Source organism: Pseudoblastomonas marina (assembly GCF_014641655.1).
In the GTDB taxonomy this organism is placed as follows: Bacteria; Pseudomonadota; Alphaproteobacteria; order Sphingomonadales; family Sphingomonadaceae; genus Alteriqipengyuania_A; species Alteriqipengyuania_A marina.
On record NZ_BMID01000001.1, the window covers coordinates 1,873,836 to 1,899,123 of the forward strand.

The 25,288-nt window shown below is 65.7% G+C and carries 25 protein-coding genes; 11 read left to right on the forward strand and 14 right to left on the reverse strand.

Annotation, left to right across the window (positions count from 1 at the left end; translation table 11 throughout):
* The first annotated feature begins 4 nt into the window (after positions 1-4).
* From argC to glnA, 3 genes are all read left to right on the forward strand, one after another.
* Positions 5-928, forward strand: a complete 924-nt coding sequence (gene argC, locus IEW49_RS09230) for an N-acetyl-gamma-glutamyl-phosphate reductase (protein WP_188642395.1) — start codon at positions 5-7, stop codon at positions 926-928.
* Between the two features lie 156 nt (positions 929-1,084).
* Positions 1,085-1,423, forward strand: a complete 339-nt coding sequence (locus IEW49_RS09235) for a P-II family nitrogen regulator (RefSeq protein WP_188642396.1) — start codon at positions 1,085-1,087, stop codon at positions 1,421-1,423.
* Between the two features lie 60 nt (positions 1,424-1,483).
* A complete protein-coding gene (glnA, locus tag IEW49_RS09240; RefSeq protein ID WP_188642397.1) occupies positions 1,484-2,893 on the forward strand; it encodes a type I glutamate--ammonia ligase in 1,410 nt (469 codons plus the stop codon).
* A gap of 90 nt (positions 2,894-2,983) precedes the next feature.
* On the opposite strand, the gene IEW49_RS09245 is transcribed toward glnA, so the two are convergent.
* Positions 2,984-3,667 (reverse strand): hypothetical protein, encoded by a 684-nt coding sequence (locus tag IEW49_RS09245; protein WP_188642398.1) that lies wholly within the window; start codon positions 3,665-3,667, stop codon positions 2,984-2,986.
* Between the two features lie 113 nt (positions 3,668-3,780).
* Here IEW49_RS09245 and IEW49_RS09250 point away from each other — a divergent pair, with 113 nt between their 5' ends.
* Positions 3,781-5,049 (forward strand): cation:proton antiporter, encoded by a 1,269-nt coding sequence (locus tag IEW49_RS09250; protein WP_188642399.1) that lies wholly within the window; start codon positions 3,781-3,783, stop codon positions 5,047-5,049.
* Positions 5,050-5,126: 77 nt separating this feature from the next.
* Here the strand turns inward: IEW49_RS09250 and IEW49_RS09255 are convergent, their stop codons facing one another.
* The gene (locus IEW49_RS09255; protein WP_188642400.1) at positions 5,127-5,717 is read right to left on the reverse strand and encodes a hypothetical protein; all 591 of its coding nucleotides are present in this window, start codon (positions 5,715-5,717) and stop codon (positions 5,127-5,129) included.
* Positions 5,710-5,919, reverse strand: coding sequence for a helix-turn-helix transcriptional regulator (locus IEW49_RS09260; RefSeq protein ID WP_188642401.1), 210 nt, complete (start codon positions 5,917-5,919; stop codon positions 5,710-5,712). The genes IEW49_RS09255 and IEW49_RS09260 overlap by 8 nt, the downstream gene beginning before the upstream one ends.
* A gap of 319 nt (positions 5,920-6,238) precedes the next feature.
* On the opposite strand from IEW49_RS09260, the gene IEW49_RS09265 reads away from it, so the two are divergent.
* Genes IEW49_RS09265 through IEW49_RS09275 form a run of 3 tightly spaced genes read left to right on the forward strand, consistent with a single transcriptional unit; the run spans position 6,239 to position 8,494 of the window.
* Entirely contained in the window at positions 6,239-6,862 is a 624-nt protein-coding gene (locus tag IEW49_RS09265; protein ID WP_188642402.1) for a lysozyme, read from the forward strand.
* A gap of 55 nt (positions 6,863-6,917) precedes the next feature.
* A complete protein-coding gene (locus IEW49_RS09270) occupies positions 6,918-7,892 on the forward strand; it encodes a hypothetical protein (RefSeq protein WP_188642403.1) in 975 nt (324 codons plus the stop codon).
* 20 nt (positions 7,893-7,912) lie between these two features.
* On the forward strand, positions 7,913-8,494 hold the full coding sequence (locus IEW49_RS09275) for a fasciclin domain-containing protein (RefSeq protein WP_188642404.1): 582 nt from the start codon (positions 7,913-7,915) through the stop codon (positions 8,492-8,494).
* A 36-nt stretch (positions 8,495-8,530) separates the two neighbouring features.
* Here the strand turns inward: IEW49_RS09275 and IEW49_RS09280 are convergent, their stop codons facing one another.
* The 4 genes from IEW49_RS09280 to IEW49_RS09295 all read right to left on the reverse strand — a co-directional run bounded on the left by IEW49_RS09280 (position 8,531) and on the right by IEW49_RS09295 (position 17,221).
* Entirely contained in the window at positions 8,531-12,694 is a 4,164-nt protein-coding gene (locus IEW49_RS09280; protein ID WP_188642405.1) for a translocation/assembly module TamB domain-containing protein, read from the reverse strand.
* Positions 12,694-14,952, reverse strand: coding sequence for an autotransporter assembly complex protein TamA (locus tag IEW49_RS09285; protein WP_188643219.1), 2,259 nt, complete (start codon positions 14,950-14,952; stop codon positions 12,694-12,696). The genes IEW49_RS09280 and IEW49_RS09285 overlap by 1 nt, the downstream gene beginning before the upstream one ends.
* Positions 14,924-15,772: an arginyltransferase gene (locus IEW49_RS09290; protein ID WP_188642406.1), complete on the reverse strand. Its 849-nt coding sequence runs from the start codon at positions 15,770-15,772 to the stop codon at positions 14,924-14,926. The genes IEW49_RS09285 and IEW49_RS09290 overlap by 29 nt, the downstream gene beginning before the upstream one ends.
* Before the next feature lie 204 nt (positions 15,773-15,976).
* The gene (locus tag IEW49_RS09295; RefSeq protein ID WP_188642407.1) at positions 15,977-17,221 is read right to left on the reverse strand and encodes a threonine ammonia-lyase; all 1,245 of its coding nucleotides are present in this window, start codon (positions 17,219-17,221) and stop codon (positions 15,977-15,979) included.
* Positions 17,222-17,315: 94 nt separating this feature from the next.
* Between IEW49_RS09295 and IEW49_RS09300 the strand changes: the two genes are divergently transcribed.
* The 4 genes from IEW49_RS09300 to IEW49_RS09315 all read left to right on the forward strand — a co-directional run bounded on the left by IEW49_RS09300 (position 17,316) and on the right by IEW49_RS09315 (position 20,458).
* Positions 17,316-17,870, forward strand: coding sequence for an NAD(P)-dependent oxidoreductase (locus IEW49_RS09300; protein ID WP_188642408.1), 555 nt, complete (start codon positions 17,316-17,318; stop codon positions 17,868-17,870).
* Between the two features lie 19 nt (positions 17,871-17,889).
* Positions 17,890-19,545, forward strand: a complete 1,656-nt coding sequence (locus IEW49_RS09305; RefSeq protein ID WP_188643169.1) for an amidohydrolase — start codon at positions 17,890-17,892, stop codon at positions 19,543-19,545.
* Between the two features lie 209 nt (positions 19,546-19,754).
* Positions 19,755-19,973 (forward strand): hypothetical protein, encoded by a 219-nt coding sequence (locus IEW49_RS09310; protein WP_188642409.1) that lies wholly within the window; start codon positions 19,755-19,757, stop codon positions 19,971-19,973.
* 272 nt (positions 19,974-20,245) lie between these two features.
* Entirely contained in the window at positions 20,246-20,458 is a 213-nt protein-coding gene (locus tag IEW49_RS09315) for a hypothetical protein (RefSeq protein WP_188642410.1), read from the forward strand.
* 53 nt (positions 20,459-20,511) lie between these two features.
* On the opposite strand, the gene tatC is transcribed toward IEW49_RS09315, so the two are convergent.
* The 7 genes from tatC to IEW49_RS09350 form a co-directional block, all read right to left on the reverse strand.
* Positions 20,512-21,303: a twin-arginine translocase subunit TatC gene (tatC, locus tag IEW49_RS09320; RefSeq protein ID WP_188642411.1), complete on the reverse strand. Its 792-nt coding sequence runs from the start codon at positions 21,301-21,303 to the stop codon at positions 20,512-20,514.
* The gene (gene tatB / locus IEW49_RS09325) at positions 21,303-21,749 is read right to left on the reverse strand and encodes a Sec-independent protein translocase protein TatB (protein ID WP_188642412.1); all 447 of its coding nucleotides are present in this window, start codon (positions 21,747-21,749) and stop codon (positions 21,303-21,305) included. The genes tatC and tatB overlap by 1 nt, the downstream gene beginning before the upstream one ends.
* Positions 21,750-21,770: 21 nt before the next feature.
* A complete protein-coding gene (locus IEW49_RS09330) occupies positions 21,771-22,022 on the reverse strand; it encodes a twin-arginine translocase TatA/TatE family subunit (RefSeq protein ID WP_188642413.1) in 252 nt (83 codons plus the stop codon).
* Between the two features lie 46 nt (positions 22,023-22,068).
* Positions 22,069-22,701 (reverse strand): SMC-Scp complex subunit ScpB, encoded by a 633-nt coding sequence (gene scpB / locus IEW49_RS09335; RefSeq protein WP_188642414.1) that lies wholly within the window; start codon positions 22,699-22,701, stop codon positions 22,069-22,071.
* On the reverse strand, positions 22,698-23,513 hold the full coding sequence (locus tag IEW49_RS09340; protein WP_373282522.1) for a segregation and condensation protein A: 816 nt from the start codon (positions 23,511-23,513) through the stop codon (positions 22,698-22,700). The genes scpB and IEW49_RS09340 overlap by 4 nt, the downstream gene beginning before the upstream one ends.
* A 5-nt stretch (positions 23,514-23,518) precedes the next feature.
* Complete coding sequence (nagZ, locus tag IEW49_RS09345) at positions 23,519-24,541, reverse strand: beta-N-acetylhexosaminidase (RefSeq protein WP_188642416.1); 1,023 nt, start codon at positions 24,539-24,541, stop codon at positions 23,519-23,521.
* A gap of 97 nt (positions 24,542-24,638) precedes the next feature.
* Complete coding sequence (locus tag IEW49_RS09350; RefSeq protein WP_188642417.1) at positions 24,639-25,277, reverse strand: SPOR domain-containing protein; 639 nt, start codon at positions 25,275-25,277, stop codon at positions 24,639-24,641.
* Positions 25,278-25,288 lie beyond the last annotated feature (11 nt).

Here is a 25,288-nt window from a genome sequence, read left to right on the forward strand (position 1 = left end):
GCGCATGATCGAGGTATTCGTCGACGGGGCCTCTGGCACCACCGGGCTCGAGATCGTCGAACGGCTCTGCAAGCATCCCGATTTCACCCCGGTCGTTCTCGACGAGGCGCAGCGCAAGGATCGCGAGGCGCGGCGCGAGGCGCTCAACGACAGCGACTTCGCCGTGCTCTGCCTGCCCGATGTCGCCGCGCGCGACGCGATCGAACTGGTCGACGATGCCGCGCGGGTGCGGATCGTCGATGCGTCCTCCGCCCATCGCACTGCCACTGGCTGGACCTACGGCTTTCCCGAGATCGGCTTTCGCGAGGAGATCGCCGACAGCGCGCGGGTCTCCAATCCGGGCTGCTACCCGACCGGCTTCCTCGCCGGGCTCGCCCCACTGGTCGCCGCCGGGCTGCTGCCTTCGGACTGGCCCTATTCGGTCCACGCGGTTTCGGGATATTCGGGCGGCGGCAAGGCGCTGATCGAGCGTATCGACAACGAGCCCGGCCTCGCCTGGCGCGGCTATGCGCTGTCGCTCGAGCACAAGCACCTCGACGAAATGCAGGTCCACTGCGGGCTTGCCCACGCGCCGATCTTTTCTCCCGCGGTCGCCCCGGCGTTTCGCGGGATGGTGGTCGAGGTCCCGCTGCCGCTCGATGCGATCGCGGGCGCGGCGCCGGTGCCCGAGTTGCGCGCGCATCTCGCGGCGACCTATCGCGACAGCAAGGTCGTCCGCTTCCTCGACAACCTGCCCGAGGAGCTGGTGCTCGATCGCGAAAGCGGTGCTTGGGACGGGCTGGTGCTCCGCCTGCTCGCGTCGGAGGACGGCCGCCGCGCCAAGCTGGTCGCGACGCTCGACAATCTCGGCAAGGGGGCGAGCGGCGCGGCGCTGCAGAACCTCAACCTGATGGCGGGCCTGCCCGAAACGCGCGGTCTCGCGCTCTGACCGGATCGCTTTCCACGAACCGTGCATAAGATACCGCAGTGCACAATGACGGTCTTTCCCCTCGCGCAATCATCCTCTAGCGTCACGCGCCATGATTGAACGATTCCGTCGCGCAGTCCTGCCGCCGGAACGCGAACACAGGGGGCTATCCGCGCGGTGAAAAAGATCGAGGCGATCATCAAACCGTTCAAGCTCGACGAGGTGAAGGAAGCGCTTCACGAGGTCGGCGTTTCCGGAATCACCGTGACCGAGGCGAAAGGCTTCGGCAGGCAAAAGGGCCATACCGAGCTCTATCGCGGCGCCGAATACGTCGTCGATTTCCTGCCCAAGGTAAAACTCGAAGTGGTGGTCGGCGACGACCTCGCCGAGCGCACGGTCGAGGCGATCGCCAACGCCGCGCAGACCGGCCGCATCGGCGACGGCAAGATTTTCGTCACCGCGATCGAAAGCGCGCTGCGAATTCGCACCGGTGAACGGAACGACGACGCGATCTGACGTTGATAGACTAACCGCACACTCTCCACACACCCTCATACCCCACGGAAGGGCCCTCCCATGGCAAGCGCCAAAGACATTCTGAAACAGATCAAGGACGAAGAGATCGAATGGGTCGATCTTCGTTTCACCGACCCCAAGGGCAAGTGGCAGCACCTCTCGATGGTGGCCTCCGCGCTCGACGAGGACATGCTCGAGGACGGGCTGATGTTCGACGGCTCGTCGATCGCCGGCTGGAAGGCCATCAACGAAAGCGACATGATCCTGCGCCCCGATCTCGACAGCATCTATGTCGATCCGTTCAGCGCCACCCCGATGCTCATCGCATTCTGCGACATCGTCGAACCCTCGACCGGCGAACTTTACGGCCGCGACCCGCGCTCGACCGCCAAGCGCGCCGAGGCCTATCTCAAGTCGACCGGGATCGGCGACACGATCTATGTCGGCCCCGAAGCCGAGTTCTTCATGTTCGACGACGTCCGCTTCGAAGACGGCTATGCCGGTTCGGGCTACGCGATCGACGATATCGAGCTGCCGACCAATAGCGGCAAGGAATACGAGATGGGCAACATGGCCCACCGTCCGCGCGCCAAGGGCGGCTATTTCCCTGTTGCGCCGGTCGACAGCGCGGGCGACATCCGCGCCGAGATGGTCTCGACGATGATCGAGATGGGCCTCGATTGCGACAAGCACCACCACGAAGTCGCCGCCGCGCAGCACGAGCTCGGCCTGACCTTCTCCGAGCTGACCACCTGCGCCGACCAGATGCAGATCTACAAGTATGTCGTGCACCAGGTCGCGCATGCCTACGGCAAGACCGCGACCTTCATGCCCAAGCCGATCAAGGACGATAACGGTTCGGGCATGCACACCCACATGTCGATCTGGAAGGACGGCAAGCCGCTATTCGCGGGCAATGAATATGCCGGCCTCAGCGAAACCTGCCTGTTCTTCATCGGCGGCGTCATCAAGCACGCCAAGGCGCTGAACGCCTTCACCAACCCGACCACCAACAGCTACAAGCGGCTGGTGCCGGGCTTCGAGGCGCCGGTGCTCCTGGCTTACTCCGCGCGCAACCGCTCGGCTTCTTGCCGCATCCCCTACGGTGCGGGCGAGAAGGCCAAGCGCGTCGAATTCCGCTTCCCCGATGCGATGGCCAACCCCTACCTCGCCTATTCGGCGCTGCTGATGGCGGGCCTCGACGGGATCCGGAACAAGATCCATCCGGGCGAGGCGATGGACAAGAACCTCTACGACCTGCCGCCAGCCGAACTGGCCGACGTGCCGACCGTCTGCGGATCATTGCGCGAGGCGCTCGAGGCGCTCGAGGCCGACAACGACTTCCTGACCGAGGGCGGCGTGTTCACCGAAGAACAGCTCGACGCCTATATCGAGCTCAAATGGGACGAGGTCCTACGCCTCGAAACCACCCCGGCTCCGGTCGAATTCGACATGTATTACAGCGCCTGATCGCGCGGCGTAACATTTTGGTTACGCCGCGCCGCTAAGCGCTGCGTCTACCGAGCGAAGGGCGGCGGAGCGATCCGCCGCCCTTTTTGTCTAAAAAGGCGCGGGTCGCTTCTGCGCCACCGAGGCCTGTCTGTTCGGATCCCGCGGCAAGTTGACCCACGTGATCACACTGCCCGGCATGCCGAGCCAAAGCGTTGCGCCGTTACTGGTTTCCAGGATCATCCAAGCCGAGAGCGAAGCCAGGTTTTTCCGCACCCTTTCAGGATCGTCGCAATAGGTTTCACTGATTTCCGACGCGCACCGAAACGGCCGATCACCACGGCGAAAGGCGTCGAGCTCGCTCAGCTTTTTGATACCGTCGACCGGTTCGAGCGGGGGCATGATCCCCGAGTAGCTCGCGAACTGGCACGGAATGGTGGGTGACCACGCCACCTCCGGTCGACGGGTGACCCGGTAGCGGACCCACCGTTGCTCAGCGTCGTCGGCTCCCGGAACGACGAAATAGGCCCGGAAGGAGGTTCGTTGACATCCATCTCCGACCCGCTCCGGCATCTCCTTTAGGATTATCGACCCTTCGTTGGCGGGCATCATCGGTCCCACGTTTCTACCGAAAGTGGCTTCCGTGATTTGTCCATGATCTTCGCCCTGTAAGATGAGCTCGCCGAGCTCTGCCGGGGACTTTCCTTCCAGATCGTCGTGCAGGAAATATACGAGCGGCTGTGAAGCACCGATTGCCCCAAACCCCAAAACCATGGAAATGAATAGGCCCCGCATAACAAAATGATAGCGCACCCTTACTCAAACGACAATTACGGCCGCGTTCGCGCGGTCTGACGCCGTTTCGTCGGTCTCAGGAGACCTTTTCCCGTCTAGCGCGTTGAGGCGGCATGGACGGTCCCTTTTTCGGTATCTCGGCGTACCATATCCTGCTGGTCGGGTGCGGCTTCGCGATCGTGGTGGCCTATTGGTTGCCGCGCTATTTCTCCGGGCGCGAACCGGCCGCTTCGGGTCTGCTTATCATCGGCGGGCTGCTGGTATTCGGCCTGCTGCCCGGCGTTCCCGAGGCCTTCAGCCCGATCGATCGCCCGAAGTTCTGGGAGATCGCCAGCGAATTCGCCGTCATCATCGCGCTGTTCGGGACGGGTATCCGCATCGACCGGGTGACCGGCAAGGGATTGTGGGGGCCGACCGCGCGGCTGCTTGCCATCGCGATGCCGCTTTCGATGCTCGGCGTGGTACTGATCGGCTCGGTGGCGGGGCTGACGATCGCCGGTGCGGTGCTGCTCGCCGCGGTGCTCGCGCCGACCGATCCTGTGCTCGCTGCCGACGTCCAGGTCGGCCCGCCGCTCGAAGGCGGCGAACATCCGGTGCGGCTGGCGCTGACCACCGAAGCGGGCCTCAACGATGGCCTCGCCTTCCCCTTCGTCTATCTCGCGATCTTCATCGTCGCGGCGCAGGGCGGGGTGGCCGACTGGCTGGGCGAATGGTTCGCGCTTTACGTCGTCTACAAGATTGCGGTCGGGGTCCTCGCCGGGATCGCGGCGGGCTGGATCCTGGGCAAGGTGCTGTTCGTCCTGCCCCGCGCCAACCCGCTGGCGATGACCGGCAGCGGTGTGATCTCGCTTGCCGGGGTGCTGCTGACCTACGGCGCGACCGAACTGATCGAGGGCTACGGCTTCATCGCTGCTTTCGTTATGGGGCTGGTGTTGCGCCGGGCCGAGGCCGACCATGAATATCACGGGCGGCTGCACAGCTTTTCCGAAGCGCTCGAGCACGCGGTCACCGCGATCCTGCTGGTGCTGCTCGGCGGAGCGATCCCCGCGCTGCTCCCCTATCTCGACTGGTCGCACGCGCTGCTCGGCCTCGCGCTGATCTTCCTCATTCGCCCCGCGACGGGAATGGTGGCGCTGGCCGGCACGAGGCTGTCGCTCAAGCAGCGTGGCGTGGTCGCCTTCTACGGCGTGCGCGGGATCGGCTCGATCTATTACATGGCCTATGCCGGGGCGCAGCTCGACCTGGTCGACGAAGGCGCGCTGTGGGCGACGGTGGTGTTCACCATCCTCGTCTCGACCCTCGTCCACGGGTTCAGCGCGGGCAGCGTCGTCTGGGCCGCCACCCATGACGAGAATTCGGAAATCGCGCCCGAGAAGTCCTGATCCGGGCGATCCGCCGAAGGTTCAGCGCATCGCCAGCATGCCGCGTTTGGCAACGACGACGAAGGCCGCGAGCAGGGTCAGGCCCCAGAGTCGAGCGGCGCGGGCCCGGCCGTGTAGTCGAGATGCGCGGCGATCGCCCAGCCGCCGCCGACGAAGAAGAGGAGGTAGAACGCGGTCGCCCCGGTTTCGCGGCCGATCGCGCGCATCAGTTCGTCCTGCCGCTTGTGCGAAGCGATCGAGGCATAGATTGCGACGATCATCAGGCCGACGATCGCCAGCAACGCCGACGATGGCGCGTTCGGCCCCGCCGGCGCCGCCAGCGCCGCGACGATCAGCGCCGCGCCCGCCGTGACCATGCCCAGCCCGCTCATCGACAGCTGGTATTTCTGCTCGCGCAGTTCCTCGGCATCCTCGACATTGAGGAAGGACGCACCCGCCTTGGGGGCCACCACGCCGGCGAGCACCGCGATCGCGGTGACGAGATAGGTCACCCCCACCAAGGCGGCGATCTCGCGCGAAGCGCCCAGATCACCGAGCGTGCCGGTGTCGGCCAGCTGCATGAAGCCGAACGCCCCGAGGAAACCGGCCACCCCGCCCAATCCGAGGGCGAAAAGGGTCTTCTTCAGCTTGCGCGACTTTTCCGTCGCTTCGGTGGTCGTGTCAGTCATGTTCGGGCTCCCATTCGTCGAGGAAAATTTCGGGCACCGGCACGGCGAACAACTTCGCCATCCGCAGCGCCAATGGCAGTGAGGGATCGTACTTGTCGGTCTCGACCGCGTTGATCGTCTGCCGCGACACGCCGAGCCGCCGGGCCAGTTCGCCCTGGCTCCAGCCCGCCTCCTCGCGGAAATGCTTCACGCGGTTGTGCACCGAATCGCCTCCCTTGCCTGTAAAGAGCTCTTTACTGTAAAGAACATTTGACAGTCAAGAGGTCTTTACACCCCCGCACCCGCCGCATTTCCTACATGCGCGGTTTCGGGCACACTGATCCGCGTGATGTCGACTCCCTCGATTTTCCCAGTAAATCCTCAGCCTTGGCGGCGTGCGCGCGGGGCGAATTATTTCTCTCCTGAACAGTGTAACACCCGGTCCATGCCTCCTCGCGGCATCCGGTGCCCGCCGTTTTCCTACTTGGCCCAAATCGCTTACATGGTCCGGCTGTCCATCGTGAACGAGGAGAGCCCCAACCATGAACCGCCAGCCGATATTCGACTGTGTCCGCGACCTGCTCGGGCGGGGGTTCCGGCAGTACGAGGTCGACCGGATAGACGCGGCGATCGATCGCGCGACCGGGGCGATCGCGGCGCGCCCTGCGCCGCTGGTGCAGCCGGGGGAAGACCGGCCGCGACGCCTCCGGCTCGGCGCGGAAGGCCGTGCGCTGATCTGCAAGTGGGAGGGGTGCCACCGGCAGCGCGCCGACGGGCGCGTCGAAGCCTATCCCGATCCCGGCAGTGCGGATGGCCACCCCTGGACGATCGGCTGGGGATCGACCGGGACGGGAATCGCGCGCGGGACGGTGTGGACGCGGGAGCAATGCGACCGGCGCTTCGATGCCGATCTCGCGCGTTACGCGGCGGAGGTCGAGCGCGCGCTGGGAGATGCTCCCACCACGCAGGCGCAGTTCGATGCGCTGGTGAGCTTCCACTACAATACCGGGGCGATCCGCCGCGCCACGCTGACGAAGCGCCACCGCGCCGGCGATTTCGTCGCGGCGGAACGCGAGTTCGGGCGCTGGATCTACAACGATCGCCGCCCGCTCAGGGGCCTCGTCGACAGGCGTCGCGATGAGGTTTCGCTTTATCGCAAATGTTAAGGGCGTCGGAACCTTGGGCCCGAACCTGCCGTTGAAGCGGGCAAAGGAGTTCGAAATGCGCAAGATACTGATCGGAACGGCGACGCTCGCGATCGCCGCCATGACAACCGCCTACTCGCTCCCCGCAGACGCGCAGGGACGTGGCAATGGCAACGGAAACGCCCAGGCCGAACAGCGCGGGGGCGGCAACGGCAACGGAAAGGGCAATGCCAAGGCCGATCGCCGTGGCGGGCCCTCGATGGAGGCGCGCGCGCAGCAGCGCGGCAACGGTAACGGCCAGGCGAAGGCCGATCGCCGCGGCGGTCCGCCGGTACAGGCGCGCGGCAACGGCAATGCCGATGCGCGCGGCAATGGCAATGCCGACGCACGGGCCTATCGCACTGCCGACCGCGACTATCGCGGCCGCGATCGCGATTACTATCGCACCGACGATCGCTATCGCGACAATGACGGCCCCTTCTTCACCCGCGATCGCGACGGCAATCCGGGTCTGATCAACGGGTGTCCCCCGGGCCTTGCCAAGAAACGCAACGGCTGCCTGCCTCCCGGCCAGGCGAAGAAGCGCAACTACGATGCCGGCTGGTTCGGCCTTTCGGGCAACGATTACCGCTATCGCGACGGATACATGGTCCGTTACGGTGACAGCGGCATTTCGGGCTACATCCCGCTGCTCGGCGGCGCGCTGTCGATCGGCCAGCCTTGGCCCGGAGATTTCGGAGTCTCGCGCGTGCCCAGCTACTATCGTTCCTATTATAATCTGGGCGACGATTACCGCTATTACGACAACACGCTGTACCGGCTCGATCCCGAAACCGCCGCGATCACCTCGATTGCCGCGTTGATCACCGGCGACGACATCACCGTCGGCCAGCCGATGCCGGCGGGCTACGACGTCTACAACGTGCCGATGGGCTATCGTGATCGTTATTACGATCGTCCCGACGCGCAGTACCGCTACAGCGACGGCTATATCTATCAGGTCGATCCCGAAACCCGGCTCGTCGCCGCGGCGATCGAATTGCTGACCTGAGCGGAAGGGGAGAAAAGACCATGAAGAACACGATCTGGCTGGCGTCGATCGCCGCGACCGCGCTCGCCCTCGGCGGGTGCGAGCGCGTCGAGGACGGCGAAGCCGCACCCGCAACCGAGAACACCGCCGACCAGACGCTGACCGCGTCGATCAGCCAGGCGGACGGCCTGTCGACTGTGGCTGGCGTCATCACCGAGGCGAACCTCGCGTCGGTGTTCGACGGGTCCAGCGCCTATACGGTGCTGGCGCCGACCGACGACGCCTTCGCCGAACTGGGCGATGCGGCCGAACAGCTCACGCCCGATGGCGACAACGCGCCGATGATCGCCCTGCTGCGCAATCATATCGTCACCGGGCACCTGCGGCCCGACGACCTGCGCACCGCGTTGGCGGACGACGAGGACGGCGAAGTCGAGATGGCCAGCGTCGGCAGCGACCCGGTGACTTTCATGATGGACGGCGACGCGATCGTCGCGCGCGGGCCTGACGGAGCGCAGGTCCGCCTGCTGGTCGATCGCGCGGTCGAGGCCAATAATGGCGTGCTGATCCCGGTCGACGGCATCCTGCGGCGGCTTCCGACGGCCACCACCGCCAGCCGCTGACCACCGAACCGAACGCACCAGTGAAGCGCGTCGTGGCTAGTAGTCGCGGCGCGCTTCGAGGTTCAGGCTCTGGCCCGAAATGGTCGAGATCGAAGCCAGCAGCGAGAGCCAGCTGGTGATCCGGAACTCGAGCTCGGTGGCGCTGTAACCGCGTCCGTCGGTGATCAGCTCGGCGTAGAAGCGATCGCCGAAATACTTGCCCACCGCGACCGCCGTGCCGCGCCCGATCGTCGGGTCCGAGCCGACCACGCGCAGGCGATCGAGCCCGATCGCGCTGCGCAGCGAGTTGATCGGATCGAGCCCGCCGCCGCCGCGCAGGCTCGCCAGCGCCGCACCCAGCTGGAGCGCTTCGGGGGCCGAGATGTCGGTCACCGAGTCGCCGAACAGCAGCCGCGACAGGACTTCCTCGTCCGACAGCCCGCTGGGCGAGGAGAACGCGATCTGCGGGCTCTGCGCGGTGCCGGTGATCGAGACGGTGGCATCGACCGCGCCGCCATCGTTCTCGGCGACGATGCTGAGCCTGGGATTGGGTGGATTGCTGCCGGTGAAGTCGATCCGGCTGGTCTCGCGCAGCTCGAACCGCGCGCCGGCGAACGAATAGGTCCCGCGCACCAGAGTCGCCTGGCGGTAGATCTGCGGCGCGTCGACGGTCCCGCGCAGGCGGATATTGGCGGCCCATTCGCTGTCGAGGCCGAGCCCGCGCACCTCGATCTGGTTGTCGGCCACCGCGTCGATCAAATAACGCCACGGGCCCGAACGGCGGCGCGGCGGGGCGGTATCGGCGCGCCCATTGATCTCGCGCGTGGCGATCTGTGGCAGGCGTTCGCGCGCCGGCCCGGCCCCGAGTTGCCAGCGTGCCCGGTCGATCCGCAACCGGCCCGCAATGGTCCCGCCATTGCCGTCGGACACCACGCGCAGGGGGCCGGTGACGGTCGCACCGAGATCGTCGCGTTCGAGCAGCCGGGCATTGTCGGCGGCAAGCTTGAGGTCAATCGTCGGCAGCCGCTCGCCGAGACCCGACAGGTCGATGAAGCCCGACCCGCTGACCGTGCCGCCATTGGGCGCACGCCCCGAGAACCGCCCGATCCGCAGCCGCGCGCCGGCGAAGCGACCGCGCACCCGGATCGAATCGACATCGGTCCCGGTCAGCGCGCTCTGCAGCCGCAGGTCGTCGCTGGCGAGCGACCCGGCGATTGAAGGATCGCGCAGACTGCCGGAGAAGTTCGCGGCGACTTCGAGCGGGCCGGTGAGGTCGAACAGTTCGACCGCGATCAGCCGCCACAGCGCCGAAGCCGGTCCGTTGTAGCGCAACTGCGCATCGAGCGCGCCGCGTTGCAGGCGATCGGGCAGGTTGCCACTGCCCGGCAGGTTCGCGATCCGCCCCTGCAGCCGCCCACGCGTGCGGCCGTCTTCGCGGATCAGCGCACGCGTCTCGAGCCGCGTCGGCGAAAGGTCCGCCGCCAGGAAGAGATCGATCGGGCGCGAGGTGACGACGAGGCCGGCGCGGCTCAGCCCCTCGACCTTCACCCTCGCGTTGCCGACCGGGATCCCGTTCGGGCCGACCTCGTAATTGACGAGCCCCGATATCTGCCCGCCGAGCCCGAGATCGGCGACTGCGATATCGGTGATGTTGAGCGGGAGTTCGTCTAGCGCGAGATCGAGCCGGGTTCCGTTCGCGGCACCGAAGCGGCCCGAGGCGATCACGCTACCCCCGGCATAGGAAATCTGCGACCGCTCGAGCTCCCAGCCGCCACCATCGAGGCGATTGAGCACCGCGCGCCGCGGCATCGCGATGCGGCGACCGGCATAAGTGCCCTGCAGCGCGAGTGCGACCCTCTCGGGCGCGACGCGACCGTCGAAATTGAGCGCGAAACGACTGCCGCGCCGCCCGGCGACGAGCCCCGTCAAGCTGCCGCGCCCGTTGCGCAACGCCACATCCGCCTCGGCCCGACCGAGGAACAGATTGCCGCGCGATACGCCGGCGAGGTCGATCTCGGCATCGATCGAGGAAGCGTCCTCGGCGAGGACTCCACGCGCCTCGACAGTGCCGCGCGCGATCCGCACGGGGGTTTCGCCACCGAAACTCGCATTGGCGGCGCGCAGGTTCGCACTGAAGCTCTGATTGCCCTCGAGCGGCATGAGCTGGATATTGCCGGTGAGCCCGCCGCCGGTCAGCCCGATCATGCCCCGCGCGATCCCGTCCTCGATCTCCACCGTGCCCTCGCCACGCGTGTCGGCGACGGTGAGCTCAGCGACTTCGATCCGCAGCGGCCCACCCTCAGGCGCAAAGAGATCGAGGTCGCCGCTGAACGGTCCGAGCAGCGAATTGCCGCTAGTCTGGATATCGAACCCGTCCTCGATCGGCGAAAGCGCCACTCGGACGTCCTTCAACCCGGCTGCGGGCAACGGATCGGCGAAGACCAGCTCGGCCACCGGTCCCGCGTCGTCGAGCCGGGCATCGAAGGTGAAAGGTCCGTACTGGACGTGGCGACCGTCGCCCGCCAGTTCGGTGTTTCCGTTCGCCAATCGCCGACCCGAGGCCGTCAGCGAAAGCTTCTCAGCCTTGAGTGCAAAATCGTCGAACAGGATCGGCAGGCCTGCGCCGAGGAGGACATTGCCGTCGAAATCGAGCCGCGGCCCGGCGAGGTTCGCGAGCGTCGCATTGGCGACTTCGGTGATCGCCCCGTCGAGCGTGGCGGACAGCGTCCATGCGCGGGCGCCGCCGATCTGCAGGTCGATCCGGGCACGGCCGCCCGCACGCCCGATATTGTCGATCGCCAGGCCGTTCGCGCGCGCCGGCCCCGTCAGGCGATAGGTACCGCTGCCGATATCGCCGCGCAGTTGCAGGTCCGCGGAGAGCCCTGGTGCGCGCAATGCGAGATCATCGGACAGCAGGCGACCGCCGGTATAGGTGAGCGTACCCGCAGCTACGACCGGATCGAGCCGTGGATCGACCTGCGCGAGCCCGGTCACGATCCGCTGGGCGCGCGCTTCGAGCGGTACGACCAGGCGGGTCCCGTCCCACGTCGCCGTCCCCGACTGGGTCAGCCCCTCGAGCACGTAATCGCCCGCAGCGATCCGTCCGACCGAGAGCGCATGCTCGATCTCGAGATCGCGAAACGCACCGTCGAGCGTCGCGGACAGGATCGTGTCCTCGAACGCGACACTGTCGGACAACAGGTTGGGATCGGTCAGCCGGGCATCGAGGGCAAGATCGTCGAACCGGTTGTCGGCGAGGTCGATCGCGCCTTCGGCCACCCCCCGCACTGCTGCGCCGGCGATCTGCGCACTGCCCTCAAGCACGCTGTCGGCGAGCGAACCGACCGCGCGCAGGCTGACCGTGCGGCCGAGTGCGCGCGAGGGCAACCCGGTGAGATTGTCGCGCGGATCGACCTGGCCGAGAAGTTCGTACGTCTCGCCCTGTTTGGTGAACCTGATCGCGGCCAGCCGCTCGTCGGCCTGGGTCGCGAAGATCCCGCCGGTCCAGCGCTCCCACGTACCGTCGCCGAATACCTGCACCCGCAAGTCCTCGCGCGCGCCCGCCAGCCCGGCGAGGAAGCCGCCCGCCGGAGCATTGTAGTCGAGCCGGAGGTTATAACGGTCCGCATCGGGTTCGCTGTCGAGCAGGAAGGCGAGATTGTCTTCGCCGCTGATATCGGCGCGTGCATCGACATAGGCGCGCCCGTCGCGAATGTCGGCCTTCAGCACCGCGTTGACGACTTGGCTCTCGCTTCCGATCACCCCTGCGGCGGCGGTGAAATCGACCAGTTCGAGCCGGTCCACCCGGATATCGAAATCGGGCAGGATCGGCGCGTCCTCGTCACCGGGCAGGAGCTCGGGCGAGCGCAGGAAGGTGCCGCGATAGGCGACGAGCTTGCGCACATCGAGGCCGCTGGTGAACCAGCTGAAGGGTCGCCAGTCGAGCTCGACCAGCGGGATTTCGAGGAACTTGCCTTTGGGATCGGAAAGGACGACGTCGTGCAGGGTGGCCTCGCCGTAGAGGTCGCCATCGATCCGGCCGATCTCGATCTGGAGCCCCGAAGCGGGCGCGATCTCGGCGATGCGATCGGCCACGAAGCGCTGTCCGAAGGGCGAATTGAGCACTGCCAACGCCGCGATGACGGCGAGGACGAGCGCGCCGAGCGTGACCACTATCCACTTCGATATCCGCGCCGGGATGGGGAGTTTCCGCGCCGCCATCAGAACGCCTGGCCCAGCCCGACATAGACCGCGACCGGGCTGTCGCCTTCGCGCCGGTTGAGCGGCACGCCGACATCGACCCTGATCGGTCCGAAATTGGTTTCGTAGCGCACGCCGACGCCCGCCCCGATGCGGATGTCGCTGAAATCGGGGGTCGCGCCGCGGTCGACCGAACCGGCATCGACGAAGGGCACCACCGACAGCGCGCCGGAGAAAAGCGGCGTCCCGATCCGTGCCTCGAGGTTGATCTCGGTCAGCGAGCGTCCACCCGACGGTTCGCCGAGCATGTCGCGGGGCCCGATCCGCTGGTAGCCATAGCCGCGCACCGAATTCGCCCCGCCGGCATAGAAGCGTCGCGAGGGCGCTATAGATTGGATGTCGGCGCCGGGGATGGAGCCGAACTTGGCGCGGCCCGCGAGCACGATATTGTCGGACAGCGAGAAATAGGCCCGTCCATCGAGCCACACCCGCGCATAGTTCGACTGCACGTCGTTATTGCGCGACGTTTCGGGCGAGACGAAGGCGCTCAGGCGGAAGCCGGTGGTCGGGTCGAGCAGATTGTCCGAACTGTCGAGCGTGGCGGACAGCGGCAGCGCCGCGACGAAATAGGTTTCGCGCGGAGCCATGGTTGGTCCGGTGAGCGAGCCTTCGCGCTCGCTGGTGGCGACCGCCTCGAACCCGACCGACCAGTACCACGGCTTCTGGAACAGCAGCGTGGTCTCCTTCTCGAACCGGGCGAGCAGCGCGGCAGTGGTGGCCACGAAGGCGTCGCGCTTGATCGTGGTCCCGTAGAGATCGACCGAGAGGACCTGGTCGCGGCCCATGAAATTGTTCTTGCGGAACACCACCCCGGCGAGCTGTTCGCGGGTCCCCACCACGCCGCGTACGCGCAGCATGCCTTCGGGCGGGAACAGGTTGCGATGTTCCCAGCTGCCTTCGAGCCGGAAGCCGTCCTGGCTGTCGTAACCGATCGCCCCGGCCCAGGTGCGCAAGGGGGCCTCGGTCATTTCGACGTCGAGCACGACCTCGCCCGGCGCCTCGCCCTGGGGTGCGGTTGTCTCGCGCGGGGTCACGGTCACCGAAGAAACCAGCCCGGTGGCGAGGATTGCCTGCCGCAGGTCCTGGACATCGGAGCGCATATAGAGTTCGCCCGGATCGAAGCGTGCGATCCGCTGCAGGTGGCGGCTCGAGAGGAAATCCTCGCGGTTCGAATTGACGCCGGCGAAATTGTACTTGCCCCCCGGTGCGACCGGCACGGTCAGATCACCCTCGACCCGCTCGTGATCGATCAGCAGCGAGGGCTCGCCGACATCGGCGAAGGCGTAGCCGCTCTCGCCGAGTTCGTAGGTGAGCCCGGCGACTGCGTAGACGATATCGTCGCTCTTGACCGCATCGCCGACTTCCAACGGATCGAGTTCGTCGATCGAGACGAGCCCGTCACGCAACCGGCGCTCCTCGCGCGGGGTGATCTCGTCGGAGCTGTCCTCGCGGCGCACGCCGAAGCTTGCCCGAAGGTGGGGGTAATCGCTCCCGGTCTCCGCGAGATCGCCAAGGTCGATCGCCCCAAAAAGATATTGCTGTCCCGGGACGATATCGAACCGGATTCTCGCGCCCTCCCCGGCCGGATCGCCAATCGGCGCGGCGGCGACGGTGCGGAAGATCTGGGCGTCGTAATAGCCGTAGATGCGCAGCAGGTCGTCGAGCAGTTCGCGGTCGTTCGCCGCGCGCGCATTCAGCTGGGCGATGGTCGAATCGTCGCTGTCGAGCTCGACGATCGAGGACAGCGCACGGAACCGCTCGAGGAATTCGGTGCCTTCGGGGAACCGGTCGCCGCCGGTCGGGAAAACGAGCGTCAGCGTGTCGTTGATCGCGAACTCCTCCCCGCTCGCGACCAGCGGTTCGACGATTGTGTCCGCCTGAGCTTCCTCGAAGGCGGCAGCGAGTTCGGGATCGGGTTCGATCGGGTCCGGGCGGGCGAGTTCGAACGGCGGTTCGGGCCACTCGACCGACAGGTCCATCTCGGGCAGCGGCGCCTCTGGATCGACCCGCTCGCCGTCGATTTCCTCACCGGACTCTTCCGCCTCGGCCCATTCTTCCGGATTGTCGATCGCACTGTCGGGGATCAGCGCTTCGAGTTCATCCTCTGTGTCGCGATCCTGGGCCTGCAGAGGGGTCGCGGCGAAGCCCAGCGCGAACAGCGCCGCCGCCAGCCAATTGGTTCGGAACCGGTCAGGCGTCCGCGTGAATGGGCGCGCCACCTGCGACGCCGTCCTTGTCCTTGCCACCGAACATGAACCCGTCGCCGTGCGGCTTGCAGGCTTCGGCGATGAGCTCGGCCTGGCGGGTGGGGGCCATCGGTTCCCAGCCATTGGGACCAAGCAGTTCGAGCGGGCGGAAGCGGACCTTGTACTGCATCCGGGGTGCGCCTTCGACCCAGTATCCGAGATACACGTATCCGAGCCCCTGCGAGGCGGCGCGCTGGATGTGATCGAGGATGATGTAATTTCCAAGCCCGCTGCGATCTTCACATTCGGGGTCGTAGAAACTGTAGATCATCGAGAGCCCGTCGCCCTGCCTGTCGGTCAGGCAACAGCCCACGAGCTTGCCAGGTTCGACCCCGTCACCCGGCTCGCGATATTCGATAACACAACTGGTTACCGGCGTATGCTCCACCATATCGGCAAAATCGACTTCGTCCATCTCATTCATCCCGCCGCCCGGATGGCGCGCGGAGAGATATTTGCGCAGGAGTTCGAATTGTTCGGCAGTCGCCCACGGACGGCACTCGCTCGCCACGAGGTCGGCATTGCGCTTGATATTGCGTTTCTGGCTCGAGGACGGCCTGAACTGTTCGGCCACCACGCGAACCGAGACGCAGGCCCGGCAATCGAGGCAGGAGGGACGATAGGCGACCGTCTGGCTGCGACGGAAACCGATCCGGCCGAGTGCTTCGTTAAGCGCATCCGAATTCGGCCCCGACAATTCGGTGAATACCTTCCGCTCGGTCTTTCCCGGCAGGTACGGACAGGGCGCGGGGCTCGTCACGTAGAAACGGGGAAAGCGAACGGGGGCGGTCACGGTTCGGGGCACCTCTTCCAGTCAATCCGGCGGCGGGGCGAGCCCCGCGCTCGACGACGTTTATGTCGTCCAACATGGAGTGTTTAAAGGGGATTAACCACGAAAATTTTCAAATCGGCAAGAATTGCGGGTGGGATTGAGGGCGGCGAGGCAAACCGTGCCGAAGCTGGACGGAACCCGACCGGCGCACTCCCGGTGCAGGGATCAATCGGTCCTCTGGTCGATCTCCACCCGGCTCACCGAATAGCCCGCCTCGCGCAGGCTCGCGACCAGCGCGTCGAGCTGTTCGGCGTCGCGCGCCTCGCACTCGATATCGGTCATCGAATCCTTCGCCGGCAGCGAGGTGAAGACGCGGTGGTGGATCACCTCGATGATGTTGACGTTGCGCTCGGCGAACAGCTTCATCACCTGGTAGAGCGCGCCGGGCCGGTCGATCAGCATGATCCGCAATCGCGCATATCGCCCGCTCCGCGCGAGGTCGCGCAAGAGCACGTTGGCGAGCAGGCGTGTATCGATATTGCCGCCGCAGAGCGGGATGCCGACATTGCGCCCGGCGAACTTCTCGCGATGTTGCAGGACGGCTGCCAGGCCGCTCGCCCCGGCGCCTTCGGCCACGGTTTTCTCGATCGTCAGCAGCAGCGCGATCGCGCTTTCGATATGCCCCTCGTCGACCAGCAGCAGGTCGTCGAGCAGATCGCGCAGCACCTCGCGGGTGAAATGTCCCGGTTCCTTGACCGCGATGCCTTCGGCGATCGAATCCCCCCCGATCGGGAGGTCGGTGCCGTTGAGCGTGTTGTAGAGCGCGGGATAGAGTTGCGCCTCGACCCCGATCACCTCGATCTCCGGCCGCAAGGCCTTGGCCGCCGTGCCCATGCCCGAGGACAATCCGCCGCCGCCGATGGGGATCGCGAGCATGTCGAGCTCGGGCGCGTCCTCGAGCATTTCGAGCGCGACCGTGCCCTGTCCCGAGGCGACCTGTGGATCGTCGAACGGATGAACGAAGGTCAGCCCGCGTTCGCGTTCGAGTTCGCGCGCATGGGCGTAGGCTTCGTCGAAGGTCTCGCCGAACAGCTCGACCTTGCCGCCGACCATCTCGGTCTGGCGGATCTTTATCGTCGGGGTCGATTTCGGCATCACGATCGTGACGGGAATGTCCTGCCGGGTGCCGTGATAGCTCAAACCCTGCGAGTGATTGCCCGCAGATGCCGCGATCACCCCGCGCCTGGCATCCGCCGGATCTAGCTGCAGCAGCGCGTTCAATGCGCCGCGCTCCTTGTAGCTCGCGGTAAATTGGAGGTTCTCGAACTTGAGCCAGATATTCGCGCCGGTGATTTCGCTGAGCGTGCGCGAATGCCGGGTCGGCGTACGGACGACCTGCCCCTCGATCCGCTCGGCGGCCGCGCGGATCGTCTCGAGGCTCAGCCCCTCATGTGTTTTATCGTCTCCCATGCCAGCGCGGGTAGCGCAAAGCCCTGCCCGCGCCAACGCATGATCGGGCCGCATCGCTTGCAAGTACCGCCGGGCGCATGCAAAGCCTCGCCGCATGGGCGACGGAAAGCGCATCTTTTTCCTCGGGCTCGGCCCGATCGGCGGCGCCATCGCGCGCCGGCTTGCCGCCGCCGGCCACGAAGTGATCGTCTACGATCGTAGCGACGACCGCGCCGATGCCTGGGTAGCCTCCGATGACAGCGGCGCGATCCGCGTGCCGACGCCTGCCAGCGGGGCCGAAGGCGCCGATGGGGTGATCGCCTGCCTCGACCGCGACGAGGATATCGAGGCGATGTTCCTCGACGAGGACGGCGCGCTGGCCGCTATGCGCAAGGATGCAGTGCTGATCGACCACACGGCTGGTCCAATCAGGATTGTGCGGCTTTTGGCGCAGGATGGTTCGGCTCATGGCGTCCACCTTGTCGATGCACCCGTCGCCTGCGGTCGGGCGGAGGACGAGAATGGCACGCTTGCGATCGCATGCGACTGCAGCGAAGAAGCGCTCGCCCTCGCCCGTCCGATCATGGATGCCTATGCCGCGCGCATCATCCACGCCGGCGCGGCAGGATCCGGACAGGCAGCCGCGATGGCGAACCAGGAACGAGTTTGATGGGAGTGAAAAGGTGAAGATGATTCGGGTCGCGCTGGCTGCGCTGGCGCTCGGAATGACGGGCACGGCGGCACACGCCGACACGCTGTTCGACGACGTCCAGGGCATCACTCTCGACGAAGAAGGCAAGATCCAGCGCTTTGTCGCCTTGCTCGTCGGTGACGATGGCCGGATCAAGCAGGTCTTCCAGCGCGGCGAGGAATTGCCGCGCGACGTCGATTTTCGCGAGGATGGCCGGGGCCGCGTGATGATGCCCGGCCTGTTCGACGCACACGTTCACGTGATGGGCATCGGCTTCGGCGCGCTGACCCTCGACCTGTCGCAGACCAAGTCGCTCGAGGAAGCGCAGGCGCTGATCGCGGCCTATGTCGAGGAGTTTCCCGACCGTCCCTGGATCCTCGGTCGCGGCTGGAACCAGGAAATCTGGGGCCTGGGTCGCTTCCCGACCGCAGCCGAGCTCGACGCGGTGGTAGGCGATCGCCCCGTATGGCTCGAACGGGTCGACGGCCACGCCGCCTGGGCGAACAGCAAGGCGCTCGAACTGGCGGGCGTGACCGCCTCGACCCAATCGCCCTCGGGCGGCCGGATCGAACGGCTGCCGGGGACTCGCACGCCCTCGGGCGTGTTCGTCGATGCGGCGATGGACCTCGTGCAAAAGGTGGTCCTGCCGCCGCGCCCGGTCGATCGCGACCTTGCGCTGCAGGCCGCGCAGAAGATCCTCGTGCGCAACGGTATCGTCGCGGTCGCCGATATGGGGACCACGATCGAGGACTGGCAGAGCTTCCGCCGTGCCGGCGATAGCGGCGCGCTCGACATCCGGATCGTGAGCTACGCCGCCGGGATCGACAACATGTCGCTGATCGGTGGCCCCGGACCGACCCGCTGGCTGTATGGCGATCGCCTGCACATGGCAGGTGTGAAGCTCTATCTCGACGGTGCGCTCGGATCGCGTGGGGCATGGTTGAAGGAGCCCTATGCCGACGCACCCGACCAGACCGGACTGCCGCTCGCGACACCCGCGCAATTGCGCAACACGATGAGCCGCGCCTCGCTCAACAATTTCCAGCTGGCGATCCACGCCATCGGCGACGCCGCCAATGCCGAAGTCCTCAACGCGATCGACGATCTCGACGAGACCTACGAGGGCGATCGTCGCTGGCGCATCGAACATGCGCAGATCGTCGCGCCGCAGGACCTCGCGCGATTCGGACAGCTCGGGGTCATCGCCTCGATGCAGCCGCTCCACCAGACATCAGACATGTTCATGGCCGAGGCGCGACTCGATCCCGCCCGGCTCGAGGGTGCCTATGCCTGGGATACGATCCGCGAGAATGGCGGCCACCTCGCCTTCGGGTCGGACGCGCCGGTCGAACCGGCCGATGCCTTCGCCGGCCTCGCGGTCGCGGTCTCGCGCCAGAACGCAGAAGGCGAGCCTTATGGCGGCTGGAGGAGCGAGGAAGCGATCAACTTCGAACAGGCGCTTGCGGCCTTCACCACCGGTGCCGCCTATGCCGCATTCGCCGAAGATCGACTCGGGCGCATCGCGCCCGGCATGCGTGCCGATTTCCTGTTCGTCGATCGCGACCCGACCATGGCCTCTCCCAGTCAACTGCGCGAGACGCGCGTGCTGGAAACTTGGATCGGTGGCCGGAGGGTCTATCGCGAAGCCGAATAAAACGGTATGGGAACGTAACTTAATGGAAACCATTCCCGCCTAGCGCATGGATGTGCGATCCATGGGTCCGCGCGGGAAGGAACGCTGCAAATCGGCAACAGTTCGAAGATTGGGCTGAAATGTAGCGCGAAATTGAAACAGAAGGCTTGTCTTGAGGGTTCGAATCGCATAGAGCCCCAAATCGAAAGAGCTCAAAGGAGACTTTAAGAATGAATATCCGTACTTTCGCCGCTGCCGCTGCAGCGCTGACTCTCACGACCACGCCGGTTCTGGCGCAGGCCGATGCCAGCCGCACCGCCGCACCCGCGGAAGAAGCGGAAGCGGGCTTCGGTTCGTCGAGCCTCCTCCTCATTCTCGCGATCGTCGCGTTCGGCGCCGGCATCTTCGTGCTCGCCGACAACGACGACGACACGCCGGTCAGCCCGTAAGACCGACGCTAAACGAATTCGAAAGCGGGGCCTTCGTGCCCCGCTTTTTTTGTCTGCATTGTAGGCACATCACCCCCGAAAGTCAGACTTCGACCGGTTGACGCCGTCCATATTGTCGCGCAAATGTTGGCCTGAGCCCGATAATTGGTATTTTCGGTATTATTCAGGCTTTTACTGGCGGTCGTCGTTCATCAGGAACGGTTGATCGCGCACTTGGAACGTCCCGCGGGTCGCTCCGTTGGAATAGTGAATCCGCACTCGCAGGAGGGAATATGAATATCAAAAAGACACTCATCGCCGGCGCCTCGGCTTCCATGCTGATCGCGTCGCCGATCGCCGCGCAGGCCGATCGCGCCTCGGCTCCGGCCGAAGACAGCGAACAGGTCTTCGGTGGTAGCTTCCTCATTTCCGCGCTGATCGTTGCCGCCGTCGTGGTCGGCATCGTTCTCATCGCCGACGATGACGATGAACCCGTCAGCCCGTAAGGCTCGACGAACTATTGGAATTGAACGCGGGGCCATTCGGCCCCGTTTTCATGTCAGGCGTCGGTTTCCGGCTGGCCTGCGACGTCCTGCCGATCGCGCTTGCGCTCGGACAGGCGCATCAACACCAGCGATCCTTCGAACAGGAGGAACAGCGGTACCGCGAGCAGGATCTGCGAAAACACATCGGGCGGCGTGATGATCGCAGCGACCGTCACGATCCCGACGATGACATAGCGCCGCGCCTTCGCGAGCTGCGCGCGTTCGACGATCCCGGCCCGGTTCAGCAGCAAGAGGAAAACCGGCAGCAGGAAGCTGACGCCGAACACGATGATGAACCGCATAACGAGCGCAAGGTAATCTCCCACCGCGGGCAGCGCCTCGACCGTCAGCCCGCCGCGCTCGCCCTGGAATCCCAGAAACCATTTGAATGCGGTGGGCATCACCACGAAATAGGCCAGCGATGCGCCCGAGAGGAACAGCACGGGCGTCGCGAGCAGGAACGGCAGGAACGCCTTCTTCTCCTTCGCATACAGCCCAGGCGCGACGAACGCCCACAGCTGGTTCGCGATGAAGGGGAAGGACAGCAGGAAGCCCGCGAACAACGCGACCTTCATGTCGACGAAGAACTGTTCGTAGAGCTTGGTGAAGATCAGCTGCCCCTGCCCTTCGGCAAAGGCGCTGCGCAGCGGAAGCACCAGCCAGCCGAAGATCACATCGGCGAATGGCAGGCAAATGGCGAAGCCTACGCCGAGGAACACCAGCGCGCGGACCAGCCTGGTGCGCAATTCGGCGAGGTGTTCGACCAGCGGGGCCTGCGTTTCGTCGAGATCCTTGATCAGCGCCATCAGCCGTGCCCCTCATTGCTGCCCCTGCCAAACGGCAATTGCGGAAGTTCGGACGGCAGCGGTGGGTCGTCGGGATCGCGCGCGGGCTTCGCCTCGGCGCTCTCCGACGCTTCTTCGGGCGGAGCTGCCAGCGGCCGCATTTGCGGTTCTTCGGCCTCGGTCGCCTGGCGCTTACGCATGGGCTCGAACTCGGCGATGTCCTCGGTCGCTTCGGGATGGTCGCGCATGATCCGTTCGTTCTGCGCCTTCCACTCCTTCTCCATGTCCTCCATTTCCGCCTCGCGGATCATCGTGTCGATGCCCGAGCGGACGTGGTTGGACATGCGGCGTATCTTGCCGAGCCAGCGTCCCGCCTGTCGCAAGGCAGCAGGCATGTCTTTCGGACCGATCACCGCGACCGCGACGACCAGGATGATCAGGATTTCGGCGGCGCCGATGTCGAACATGGGCTCTTGTGCCTCGCGGGTTTAGCGCGCGCCCTTGCTGCCGTCCTTGGTTTCGGTCGGCGTCGGCGGAACAGCGCCATCCGAGGCACTCGGCGGCGGGATCTGGCGCGTGGGTTCGGATGGCTCGGACGGCTTGTCCTCGTCGCTCATCCCCTCCTTGAAGCTTTTCACACCCTTGCCGAAATCGCCCATCATTTCCGAAATCTTGCCGCGCCCGAACAGGACGAGGATGACAAGCGCGATAATAAGAAGCTGCCAGACGCTGAGGCCCATGGGAAATTCCTTGTTGGTTCGAAGCCCGATATAGGCGTTCGGCCAGCTATTCGCCAGCCGCGTCCGTATCGGTTCGCGCGAATTCACCGTCGTCGCCGTCGTCCTCGGCGGTCTCGTCTCCGCCCTCAAAATCGAGCGCTTCCATCGCCGCATCGACCGGATCCAGCAGCCCGGCGGCGCGCAGATCCTCTATCCCCGGCAGGTCGCGGCGCGATTCGAGCCCGAAATGGGCGAGGAATTCGGGGGTGGTGAGATAGGTGAGCGGTCGACCGGGCACTTCTCGACGCGGGCCCATCCGTACCCAGCCTGCCTCCATCAACACGTCGAGCGTGCCGCCGCTGGTCTGAACCCCGCGAATCGATTCGATTTCGGCCCGCGTGACCGGTTCGTGATAGGCGATGATCGCGAGGACTTCTGTCGCGGCGCGCGACAGGCGCCGGATCTGCTCTTTTTCGCGCCGCAGCAGGTGCGCGAGATCGGGGGCAGTCTGGAAGAACCACTTCTTGCCGCGCTCGACCAGCCGCACCCCGCGTTTCGCATAATGCGCCTGCAGTTCGGCCAGTGCCGGCTTGACGTCGGCATCGCCGAGATGCGTCGAGATGTCCTGCCAGGTCATCGGCTCCTCGCTTGCAAAGAGCGTTGCCTCGACCGCCCGCACCAACTCGTCGGGGGCGCTCATGCGGCGTTCTTCGCCTTGGGCATGGCCCGCAGGCGCAGCGGACCGAAAATATCTTCCTGCTCGATTTCCGCCTTGCCCATCCGCGCGAGCTCAAGCGCAGCGACGAAGCTCGAAGCGAGCGCCGACTTGCGCAATTGCGGATTGGCGTGATCGGGCAGGAAATCGCGGATTTCCATCCATTTGACGCTGATACCCAGCATCGAGGACACGCGCGACAACGCGCTGTCGAGCGTCATCACCATCCGCTCGCGCACCATGTGGATCGCCGGCGCAGTGCGCGCCTTCACCTGTCCATAAGCCTGGACGAGCGCGAAGTGATCGCATTTCCATTTGTGCTTCCTGTCGATCCGCAATCCTTCGGGCGCTCCGCGCACGAACACGTCGCGCCCGATCCGGTCGCCGCCCATCAGGCGCGCCGCGGCATCGCGCATCGCCGCGAGCCGCTGGAGTCGCAATTGCAGCCGCAAGGCGAGCTCTTCTGCGCTCGGCTCGTCCTGCTCTTCCTTGGGCAGCAGCAGCGCCGATTTTAGGTAGGCGAGCCACGCCGCCATCACGAGGTAATCGGCCGCCAATTCGAGCCGCAACGCACCCGCACGATCGATATAATCGAGATATTGCTCGACCAGCGCGAGGATCGAGATGTTGCGCAGGTCGACCTTTTGCCGCCGCGCAAGGTCGAGCAGGAGATCGAGCGGCCCCTCCCACCCGTCGAGTTCGAGATAGAGCGCGTCGTCAGGCGTCGGACCGGTAGCGACGCCGTCCCACTCCTCTTCCTCGCCCTCGAACGGTTCGAGCGTCAGGCCATCGAGCATATCGGTCATGCGGCGACCTCGGCGGCATTCAGCAAGGCATCGCGCTTGGCGATAAGGTCTTCGCGCTGAGCGAGGTCTCCGCGCGCGAGATCGGTCGCCTCGAGCGCCCGGTCGAGGCGCTGCATACCCTGGTCCGAGAGCGTCCCGCAGCGTTCGGCAATCCCGCGCATGTCGTCCATGCGGCCCCAGCAATTGAGCACCAGGTCGCACCCGGCGGCGAGCGCCTTTTCGGAACGTTCGGGGATCGTACCCTCGAGCGCCTGCATATCGATATCGTCGGTCAGCAGCAGGCCGTCGAAGCCGATCTCACCGCGTATGATGTCGTTGACCACGGTCGGCGATTGCGTCGCGGGGTGCTCGGGGTCCCACGCCTCGAATACCAAGTGGCAGGTCATCCCGATCGGGTAGTCAGCCAGCGCCCGGAACGGCGCGAGATCGTGTTCGAGCTCTTCGGCCGATGCCTCGACCCGCGGGAGTTCCTTGTGCGAATCGGCCATCGAGCGGCCATGGCCGGGCATGTGCTTGATGCAGCCAGCGACCCCGGCCGAAGCGAAACCGTCGAGGATCGCGCGCCCCAGCGCGGCGACGCGCATCGGATCGCGGCCCAGTGCGCGATCGCCGATAACATCGTGCGCCCCGTCGACCCGTACGTCGAGCGAGGGATGGCAATCGACGGTGATACCGGCTTCGGCGAGTTCGAGCCCCAAAGCCGTGGCATTGACCCTCGCCGCCTCGATCGCGGTGGCGGGAGCGATATCGTAGAGCCTGTCGAAGAGCTCGCCCGGCGGAAAGGCCGGCCAGACCGGCGGCTTCATCCGCGCAACGCGGCCGCCTTCCTGGTCGATGCAGATAAACAGCTTGTCGCGCCCCTGGATCGCGCGCAAATCGTCGGTCAGTGCGCGCAATTGCTCGCGGCTCTCGATATTGCGCCCAAACAGGATGTAGCCCGCCGGATCGCAATCACGGAAAAAGGCGCGCTCCTCGGCAGAGAGCGCGGTTCCGGCAAAGCTGAGGATCGCGGGCATCATCGCGGAAATGTGCGCCTGTCGCGCGGTTCAGCGCAAGCGCGAGAGCGACGGGAAGTGTGGAAAGAGAGTCCGGTCGAGTCGACGCCGAACTGTGCACTCAATCGCGGACCTGGCAGTCGATACCCACCGAACGCAATTCGCCGCACAGCGCGTTCGCTTGCGACGCATTCGGGGCGAGCGCCTGGAGCCGGAAGACGGTGCCGATATCGGCGCGCGCTTCCTCGATCCGGTAATTGCGACCTTGCAACGGGCCGTTTGCGGACAACTCCGCCCACGCCTGCTCGGCACGATTGCGACTGCGATAGGCACCGACCTGCACACCAACGCCGGACGCCGGTGCCTGACTCTCCGCAGGTGCTGTCGGAGTGTCGACTTCGCTGCCACCTGCTAGCTGCGCCTGCTGCGTCTGCCCCTCGGCAGCGGTCGGCGCACTATCCCCGGTGCGGTCGAATTCGCGTCCGCCGCGATGTTCGGGCGCGATCTTGTAAGGACCATCCGGCGCGGCGATCACTTCGCCGGACGCGGTTTCGGCCGGGTCGCCGGAATTGCCGTACAGAAACCAGATTGCCCCGACTATCGCGATCATCGCGGCCAGCGCGATCAGGCAGAGGACCACTATCCGGCGCGTATCGAACGCGTCCTCGTCCTCATCCTCGAGCCCGCTTTCGAGCCAGGGCAGGCTGCGCTCTTCCTCGAGCGCGAGGCGATCGTCGTTTCCGTATGCCGCGTCGGACATGGCCGCAGGTC

What these genes read in the sequence shown, in the direction of transcription:
- nagZ (WP_188642416.1), bottom strand. Translation starts at nt 24,541, where the DNA reads ATGATGCCCGCGATCCTCAGCTTTGCCGGAACCGCGCTCTCTGCCGAG.
- scpB (WP_188642414.1), bottom strand. Translation starts at nt 22,701, where the DNA reads ATGAGCGCCCCCGACGAGTTGGTGCGGGCGGTCGAGGCAACGCTCTTT.
- IEW49_RS09255 (WP_188642400.1), bottom strand. Translation starts at nt 5,717, where the DNA reads ATGACTGACACGACCACCGAAGCGACGGAAAAGTCGCGCAAGCTGAAG.
- IEW49_RS09280 (WP_188642405.1), bottom strand. Translation starts at nt 12,694, where the DNA reads ATGGCGGCGCGGAAACTCCCCATCCCGGCGCGGATATCGAAGTGGATA.
- IEW49_RS09300 (WP_188642408.1), top strand. Translation starts at nt 17,316, where the DNA reads ATGGGCGACGGAAAGCGCATCTTTTTCCTCGGGCTCGGCCCGATCGGC.
- IEW49_RS09295 (WP_188642407.1), bottom strand. Translation starts at nt 17,221, where the DNA reads ATGGGAGACGATAAAACACATGAGGGGCTGAGCCTCGAGACGATCCGC.
- IEW49_RS09340 (WP_373282522.1), bottom strand. Translation starts at nt 23,513, where the DNA reads ATGCTCGATGGCCTGACGCTCGAACCGTTCGAGGGCGAGGAAGAGGAG.
- IEW49_RS09315 (WP_188642410.1), top strand. Translation starts at nt 20,246, where the DNA reads ATGAATATCAAAAAGACACTCATCGCCGGCGCCTCGGCTTCCATGCTG.
- IEW49_RS09305 (WP_188643169.1), top strand. Translation starts at nt 17,890, where the DNA reads ATGATTCGGGTCGCGCTGGCTGCGCTGGCGCTCGGAATGACGGGCACG.
- IEW49_RS09350 (WP_188642417.1), bottom strand. Translation starts at nt 25,277, where the DNA reads ATGTCCGACGCGGCATACGGAAACGACGATCGCCTCGCGCTCGAGGAA.
- glnA (WP_188642397.1), top strand. Translation starts at nt 1,484, where the DNA reads ATGGCAAGCGCCAAAGACATTCTGAAACAGATCAAGGACGAAGAGATC.
- IEW49_RS09245 (WP_188642398.1), bottom strand. Translation starts at nt 3,667, where the DNA reads ATGCGGGGCCTATTCATTTCCATGGTTTTGGGGTTTGGGGCAATCGGT.
- IEW49_RS09330 (WP_188642413.1), bottom strand. Translation starts at nt 22,022, where the DNA reads ATGGGCCTCAGCGTCTGGCAGCTTCTTATTATCGCGCTTGTCATCCTC.
- IEW49_RS09250 (WP_188642399.1), top strand. Translation starts at nt 3,781, where the DNA reads ATGGACGGTCCCTTTTTCGGTATCTCGGCGTACCATATCCTGCTGGTC.
- IEW49_RS09270 (WP_188642403.1), top strand. Translation starts at nt 6,918, where the DNA reads ATGCGCAAGATACTGATCGGAACGGCGACGCTCGCGATCGCCGCCATG.
- tatB (WP_188642412.1), bottom strand. Translation starts at nt 21,749, where the DNA reads ATGTTCGACATCGGCGCCGCCGAAATCCTGATCATCCTGGTCGTCGCG.
- argC (WP_188642395.1), top strand. Translation starts at nt 5, where the DNA reads ATGATCGAGGTATTCGTCGACGGGGCCTCTGGCACCACCGGGCTCGAG.
- IEW49_RS09265 (WP_188642402.1), top strand. Translation starts at nt 6,239, where the DNA reads ATGAACCGCCAGCCGATATTCGACTGTGTCCGCGACCTGCTCGGGCGG.
- tatC (WP_188642411.1), bottom strand. Translation starts at nt 21,303, where the DNA reads ATGGCGCTGATCAAGGATCTCGACGAAACGCAGGCCCCGCTGGTCGAA.
- IEW49_RS09310 (WP_188642409.1), top strand. Translation starts at nt 19,755, where the DNA reads ATGAATATCCGTACTTTCGCCGCTGCCGCTGCAGCGCTGACTCTCACG.
- IEW49_RS09275 (WP_188642404.1), top strand. Translation starts at nt 7,913, where the DNA reads ATGAAGAACACGATCTGGCTGGCGTCGATCGCCGCGACCGCGCTCGCC.